The following is a 7798-nucleotide window of genomic DNA, read 5'->3' as shown; positions in this document are numbered from 1 at the left end:
TTGTGGCGATCGCTTCCATGACACTGCATCAAGGACGACCGCCTGACCCCTCCTCGACTGTTCAATAACTTTCAAAGCTGTAGCCCTTATTCCGTATAGCTTAGAGCTTTTCTTAGTGCCATTCGGCGCAGAGGACACGGAGAAATAAGAGTTTGAGAGATATTTTGCGTAAGTCCTAAGCAATTAATCTCAAAATCACCCCACAGGAGTTTCCTTTAGGAACTCCTGTGAATGAATCAACAATTCCACAGCTTCTATTAGTGGAAGACTCAAAAATTCGCCTACATAATTTGCAAGCATAATCAGGAGAACTCAAATGTCTAAAGATAAGAAACAAAAACAAGTTCAAGCTTCAGATTTACTTGCTGGGGAGTTAACTACTATTAATCAACCACTGAACACAAAAGTTTCACAATTAACCTCACAGCTGCAAACTCTCTCAAATGAGCAGGTAATCCAAACTCCAACTTCTACTAATTCCTACTTTCCTAAGACCTTAACTGCACCAGGTCAACTCTTTGGCACATCTGAAGACAATATACTTGTCGGTAGTGCAGGCAACGATCAAATTTTTGGTTTGACAGGCGACGATCTCATCTCGGGGCGTGAAGGTGATGACTTTATCGTTAGTGGTACTGGAAATAAACTAGTGATTGCGGGACCTGGAAGTGATACTGTTGTGGCCACAGGAGGCAACCAATTCATTTTAGGTGGTGCTGGGAATGACGAACTTACGGGTGCTAACGGCAATGACCTGATACTTGGTGAAGATGGCGACGATTTTATCAATGGTAAAGACGGGATTGACGACATTTCGGGTGGTACTGGCAACGATTTCATCTTGGGCGGTCTTGAGAATGACAAAATTTTGGGTGATAATGGCAACGACCGACTCTTTGGCGGGGAAGGTGATGACGACATTTCTGGTGTCGCCGGAGAGGACTATATAGATGGTGGTTTAGGGAACGATCGCGTCTTGGGTGGTTTTGACGACGATCGAGTTTTTGGTGGAGAAGGTAACGACATAGTTGTTGGTTCGGTCGGTAACGACTATGTAAATGGTGGTTCTGGAGATGATGTAATTATTGGCAGTAATCCATTTATCCGCATACCTGGGCTGGACGGTATTGAAAGAGATGAGATGGTCGGCGGTTCAGGGCATGATACTTTTGTACTTGGGGATGTTGCTGAATCCTACTATGACAATAAAGGTGGCTCTGACGTTTCTGACGCTGGTTTAATTGTTGACTTCAACCCTGATGAGGATTTCATTCAATTGAAAAAGTTGACAGATGGTAGCACTTATGTGGTAGCTCCTGGCCCTAACTCGACTGCGGGAAATGAATACACCACAGACATACTCATCAGTCGGCCAAATCAGCCGCTAGAACTAATTGCTAGCGTGCAAAGCGTGAAAAATCTAAATTTGAACGATAGTTACTTCGTTTATGTTTCCGCCGATGCCGGGTTAATTGTTGGCACAAATGGTAATGATGTTATCGGTGGCACTACGGGTGACGATGACATTTATGGTTTAGACGGCAACGATTTGATCAACAGCCGCGACGGCAACGATTCTATCTATGCTGGGCCAGGAAATGATTTGATTGTTTCTACTTCTGGAGATGATGTTGTCTCAGGTGGAACTGGCAATGACATTATCGCGGCAGGCTTTGGGAATGACATCATTTCGGGTGGCGATGGTCTTGACCAATTATTAGGTGACGAGGGCGATGACTTCCTGGATGGTGGTTCTGGAACTGATGACCTTTTTGGGGGAGTCGGGGACGATATTATTTTAGGTGGTGATGGCAATGACCGCATTTTCGGAGAAATCGGCAATGACCAAATCAATGGTGAAGATGGTAATGACGACCTCAATGGCGGAGATGGTAACGATACTATTTATAGTGGTTTAGGCAAGGATAGAATTTTAGGTGGTGCAGGCAATGACCGGATATTAGGTCAGGAAGGTAACGACATACTTGATGGTGATGTCGGGAATGACATCATCAATGGTGGAGATGGTGATGACTTCCTCAATGGTGCAGATGGCAAAGACAACCTCTATAGTGGTACTGGCAATGATATTATCGTCGGTGGAGCAGGAGCAGACTTACTAGTTGGTGCATCCGGGAACGATTTCCTCTCTGGTGAAGCTGGAGATGATGTGATTGTTGGTGTTGACCCATTTGATCCATTATTTGGGTTTGGTCGTGGTGAGGTTGATACGCTCACGGGCAATCAAGGCAGAGATACATTTATTCTGGGGAATAACGGTCATGTATTTTATGATGGTGGCAGTTCTGATGTTTATGATGCTGCGATCGTTACTGACTTCAAAACCAGTGAAGATTTCATCCAATTGCAAAGTGTAACGGATGCTAATTATGTTTTAGCTACAGGTTCTAGCTCTCCTTCAGGTGTAGCATCCACAGATATATTCTTACAAAGAGCAAATCAGCCTCTGGAATTGATTGCTACTGTCCAAGGAGTCACAGGTTTAAATCTGAGTGATAGCTATTTTGTTCACGTTTAAAAACTCTCAAGAAATTCCAAGTTAGTCGTTCTCTACGATAGGTTCTTGGAAATTCCCAACATTGAGATTTGAAAATAAAACCTGGGAAACTGACTTTAGCGATCGCATATATTTTCAGCAGCAAAAAAAATATTTTTTTTGGGAAATTATTTCTTCATTGCTATGCCAGTTTCCTAGTATTTTGTAACTTAAAATTTTTGAAGTAATAAATTATGAAACTGCGTTACAGACACAAATTATTAGGGTTTATACCACTTTTATTTACCTTGGGCTTAACTACTCCTGTGATTTCTTTTAGTAGTCCGGCTCTTGCTAGTGAATTCAGTTTGCAATCAGAGCCTTACGATCCACTGAAAACCCATCTGGAATTGTTTACAGAACCTTGGTCTCAAAATCTCACAGTTAAGGCAGCCCTTCGAGCAGATAACGGCAACTTGCAGTTACTTACTAGGAATAAAAAAGTTTTTTATGACGAGATTTCTGTTTTGGTTGACAGAATGCCCCAAGGGCTAACGCCTACAGATTTTCTCTTAGAAATAGCTAAAGACCCAAATGGGGCAATAAATTATCAATCTTTTGATGATTATCTCTCTAGCGGTGATGATACGCTCAATAAGCTAATTCCCAGGAACACCTCCACACCCCCACAAGTAGGCAATATTTATGATATAAAATTAGGCCTTTTTGCAGCACTGGGTATTCCTAATTACGAAGATGATGTTTCTGTGATGCTTACAGATTTGACCGACGATCATTTTACCTTATCAACTATTACCAGTGGCGTAACGGGTAAACATCCAGTTAACGGCTCAAGAAAATTTGGGTTTAAAGAAAACCCAGATGGTACGCTGACATTTTATACTAACTCTGTCACACAGTTGACTAATGTATTTGGAGATATTGGTGGTGATTTCGGGGGGCCTCCTGAAATGGGTTGGACAAACTATATCAAAGGATTAAGTCAAGAAGTTCGTAATAGAGGTGGGGAATCTGAGGAAAGTACTCTGAGAAAATTCACCGCTACCTATCCTGGTTTACCAGTTTCTTCTATCGCTGTCCCAGAACCAACTTCTACATTGGGAATTTTAGGCTTTAGTGCTTATATTGCTACAAATTTAGTACGGAAAACTAGACAAAAAAATAGAACTTTAATGAAGTCTGGAAAGTCAAAGAAAATGTTTATAGTTAAGGAGTTGAGATAATGCTTCAGCGTAAGGTTCTCGTAATTGGTGCAACTGGTTTACTTGGCGGCAAAGTGGTTAAAGAACTGCTGCAAAAAGGTCATAGAGTCCGTGCTTTGGTTCGCCTTGGAACTGAAGCTTCTCACTTGCAGGCTCAAGGTGTGGAAATAGTTCGGGGCGACATAACCGAGTATGAGACACTTTTGCCTGCAATGCGTGACATTGATGTTGTAATTACAACGGCTAACGGTTACTCACATAGAAAGAAAGCAGACTCTTTAGAAAACACTGACGACAAGGGAAATCGCAATCTGGTTGATGCAGCCAAGCAAATGCAAATTAAATTGTTCGTTTTTACAAGTATTTTAACGGCAGAAAAGGCAAAATCTGTACCTCACTTTTATCAGAAATCTGTGACTGAGGATTATATTGAGAAATCTGGAGTTCCTTTTGTATCGTTACGACCAGGTGGATTCGTTGATACACTATTGGGTTTTAGCCTCAAAGATATCAAAAATGGTAAATTTCGAGCTATGGCTGATGCAGACGCGCCAGCATCGACAATTCACTCAGATGATGTGGCCCGGTATCTTGTCTTAGCAATTGAGACACCTGAAGCTGTAGGACATCGCATCGATTTGGGCACTGAACAGCCAACTAATCTTAGAGAGATTGCTAATTTGCTCTCAGAAATAACTGGACAGAAAGTACAATTGCAAACAATTCCACCTTTGGTCAAAACAATCTTGTTTAAGTTTATGGCAGTTATTAATCCTATGTTTCGGGGTACTGATAAGGCTATGGAATATGTTTCTTCAGGTAAATATGTAGCTGATACTACTTTACAACGTCGTTTATTCGCTGACGTTCCGTCCTTGAGAGATTCTATTAAACGTTGGGCAAACCAAAATGGGCTAGCAGCAACGAGGTAATTTCTTAGCATCAGTTTGATATAAACAATCCCATCCAAACAAGTTTGGATGGGAACAAAAAGAGTGGAATCTACACCTCTTGAAGTTTTCTGGGCGATCGCAACTCTAAAAAATGTAGAGTGAAACTTAATAGCGATCGCAATTACTGCAATATTGCTGCGATCCAGATTTTAAAGTGTTTTATCAGACTTTTTGCATAAATGTCAAAGAAAAGCGCGATAAATAAGTACCATCCGTAACTATTCCCTAGCAAACTTGAATTTCGTAAGTCAAGTTCCAGATTAAGAAATCCACATTTATTCGCAGACATAGATGCTCAAAACTTGACTAAACAGAGAATGTCCAGGCAAAAAAGCCTATGTCTGCACTTGTAACATCAATCCAAAACTAGCTCACCATCAATATCAGCTTGAAAGGAGAACAACAATGACGGAATATAATAGCTTTCAACAGACACCAGCCAATAAATCGAATAAGTCATTGTGGGTGGTTGGAGACTTGGTTAAATTTATCTCAACTGGCGAAGATACTGGTGGTAAATACGATCTATTTGATGCTTACGTTCCATCAAATGTCGGGACTACACCGCATATCCACCTTCAACAAGATGAAGGATTTTACATTGTCGAGGGGACTGTAAAGTTTCAGTTGAATGATCAAGTTATTACTGCAACTCCTGGAACTTTTGTGAATGTGCCCAAAGGGCAAACCCACGCCTATCGCAATATTGAAGATAAGCCAGCGAGAATGATTATCCAAGGTATTCCCTCCGGGCTTGACAAACTGATTGAGGATACGAGTCGTTCAGGGACAGACATATCTGCGGCTTTTCCGCTATTTACAGATGAAGGACTTGATAAAATCGTGCAAGCCTTTAAGGACAATGCATCAGTACCCCTAGACTCAATAATTTTTGCTGGCACTGAATACAGCGTCAATGAAGATGGTTCTCCCATAGCAGCAGTAACTTTGATCCGCCCATTAGATGATACAGGGGCAGTTGGCGCTACTATCACTTTGAAAGATGGTACTGCTAAATATCTCGAAGATTATAACGGTTCTCAGCAGATAAAGGTTAACTTTGCTGACAGAGAAAGAGTTAAAGTTGTAAATATTCCGATTATTGATGATAATTCAATCGAAGCTAATAAAACTATCAACCTCACCTTAAGCGATGCTACTGGCGGTACAATCATTGGGCTGTTGCAGAATACGGCTACTCTGACAATTGTAGACAATGACGCTCGACCCAAAGGAAAAGATGGTGTTTTTCTGGTTGGAGATGATAGTAACAACATCCTTACGGGTGGGAAAAACAGTGAAAACATTATTAGTGGAAAAGGAAACGACCTCCTTACGGGTGGTGGGAATATAGACCTGTTTAAAGTTAAACTCGGTGACGGCATCGATACCATTACTAACTTCGGTGGTGTAGGAACAGGATCTCGTCCATCTTCAGGCGTATCTGCGGAAATCGATACTCTAAAATTTGAGGGTAATGGGCTGACTGCCAGAAATCTGCTTTTAACTCAGAATGAAGATGACTTGCTCATAACCTTTGAGGGGGTTGAGAATACTGGAGTCGTCTTGCAAAATTTTGCCTTACAAAACCTAGATAACCTTCGCAAAGCCACAGGTGCATCGGTGGATATTGGGAATATTTTGTTTAACGGGCAGACGGGGTTTCAAGACAGCTTTGATGTCTTGAATGCCAACGAACAAAGGAGTAGTGTTTACAGTCGTAACTCGGTAACATTCCTGAACGATCTTAATAATAATACTAGTGGCTTTGACAAATCTAATGATGTTATTAACGGTCAGGGTGGCAATGACTATCTGTGGGGGTTGAGTGGTGATGACATACTCCGAGGTGGTACTGGCAATGACACTCTTGTAGGCGGATTTGGTTGGGATACTCTGATTGGTGGCAGTGGCAAAGACACATTCTCCTTTACACCTGGATCGGGGATTGATACCATTGTTGACTTTACTGATGGGGAAGATTCTATTGGACTTTTGGGTGGTCTGACATTTGCCGATTTAACAATCTATCAAGGTACTGGTGGTAGTGTAAATGATACTTTGATTAATATTACCAGCAGTAATGAGCCTTTAATGATCTTGAGTGGAGTACAAGTCAATATTATTACAAGTGCTGATTTCTTGATTGTGTAGCTCTCTTTAACTAATTTGATAAGTAGGTAGGCAAGATAAAACCAATGTATGTTTAGTTTTGTAAAAACGGTGAAATGCCGAATTTACATTTCGTTACATACTTAAAAATTTCTCGCCCACTTACTTAATAGTTAGAAATTCAACCGGAGATAAGTTAATTCTTTACAACTTGCTCCTCATGGTTGGTTTCTTGTGATTCCACAGCAGATTCATCAGAAATTAAAGATGCGATCGCATCTTTAAGTAGATAATCGACAAGCGCTTCGATTGTGGGATAGTCAAAAACTAAAGTTGCAGGTAGAGAACAACTCAGAGTGCTTTCCAAACGGTTTTTCAACTCCACCGCCATCAGAGAATCCATGCCGAGATCAAGAAAGTTTCATTAAGGGAGAGTGGAAAGCATGAGAAACTTGTAATTTTTTCGTCGTGATTCCTTGTGTCCGCAGAATGTTGGTAACTGTTTCTATAACGTGGCGATCGCCAGAAATTACTATATTTTTAGTGGCCATTAATAGCAGCAATCGCCACTTGGGCATAAGGTTGAATAATCGAGGTTACTAAAGCTTCCGACGCAAACACCGCCACCATTTCACCATCTTGGGGCAACGCCTGCATCAGACAAGCGCGTTCGGCAATTAACTTTAGACCATCTTCTAAACTAAATATCCCGGCAATACAAGCAGCAGCATATTCACCGACGCTATGCCCCATCACTGCATCTGGTTTGATCCCCCAGGATTCCCATAACTGAAATAGAGCATATTCCAGAGCAAACAAAGCTAAGTTATTAGCTTGAGTCCACCACTGCCAAACCCTAACCAAATTCATGGCAGCAGCCGTGATGATATGTTGTAGTCTAGTTTTTTCAAAGCCTCGATAACGGCATCGGCGCAAGCCAAACACTCTTGTAGCTTGTAAATTTTCGGCTTGATGAAAATCTTTTAGCTGCTATACAAGCTAAGTGCAAAATG

Annotated in this window: 5 protein-coding genes and 2 pseudogenes; 4 read left to right on the top strand and 3 right to left on the bottom strand. The window is 41.3% G+C overall.

Annotation, left to right across the window (positions count from 1 at the left end; translation table 11 throughout):
- Positions 1–316: 316 nt before the first annotated feature.
- The 4 genes from LC653_RS43580 to LC653_RS43565 all read left to right on the top strand — a co-directional run bounded on the left by LC653_RS43580 (position 317) and on the right by LC653_RS43565 (position 6827).
- Positions 317–2539: a calcium-binding protein gene (locus LC653_RS43580; protein WP_229501475.1), complete on the top strand. Its 2223-nt coding sequence runs from the start codon at positions 317–319 to the stop codon at positions 2537–2539.
- Positions 2540–2751: 212 nt separating this feature from the next.
- Positions 2752–3741 (top strand): hypothetical protein, encoded by a 990-nt coding sequence (locus tag LC653_RS43575; protein WP_229501474.1) that lies wholly within the window; start codon positions 2752–2754, stop codon positions 3739–3741.
- A complete protein-coding gene (locus tag LC653_RS43570; RefSeq protein WP_229501473.1) occupies positions 3741–4652 on the top strand; it encodes an SDR family oxidoreductase in 912 nt (303 codons plus the stop codon). Before LC653_RS43575 ends, LC653_RS43570 begins: the two co-directional genes overlap by 1 nt.
- Positions 4653–5078: 426 nt before the next feature.
- The gene (locus LC653_RS43565; protein ID WP_229501472.1) at positions 5079–6827 is read left to right on the top strand and encodes a cupin domain-containing protein; all 1749 of its coding nucleotides are present in this window, start codon (positions 5079–5081) and stop codon (positions 6825–6827) included.
- Positions 6828–6981: 154 nt separating this feature from the next.
- Here the strand turns inward: LC653_RS43565 and LC653_RS43560 are convergent, their stop codons facing one another.
- The 3 genes and pseudogenes from LC653_RS43560 to LC653_RS43550 form a co-directional block, all read right to left on the bottom strand.
- The gene (locus tag LC653_RS43560) at positions 6982–7188 is read right to left on the bottom strand and encodes an acyl carrier protein (protein WP_229501471.1); all 207 of its coding nucleotides are present in this window, start codon (positions 7186–7188) and stop codon (positions 6982–6984) included.
- A gap of 16 nt (positions 7189–7204) precedes the next feature.
- A pseudogene (locus LC653_RS43555) lies at positions 7205–7607 on the bottom strand (acyltransferase domain-containing protein); the annotation flags it as partial.
- A gap of 18 nt (positions 7608–7625) precedes the next feature.
- Positions 7626–7742, bottom strand: a pseudogene (locus LC653_RS43550) (transposase); the annotation flags it as partial.
- Between the last annotated feature and the right edge of the window lie 56 nt (positions 7743–7798).

The sequence above is a fragment of the Nostoc mirabile CHAB5784 genome, from assembly GCF_020829645.1.
Taxonomy (GTDB): Bacteria; Cyanobacteriota; Cyanobacteriia; order Cyanobacteriales; family Nostocaceae; genus Nostoc; species Nostoc mirabile.
Note: the sequence above shows the minus strand (reverse complement) of the source record. Positions and strands in the feature narration are given on the sequence as shown.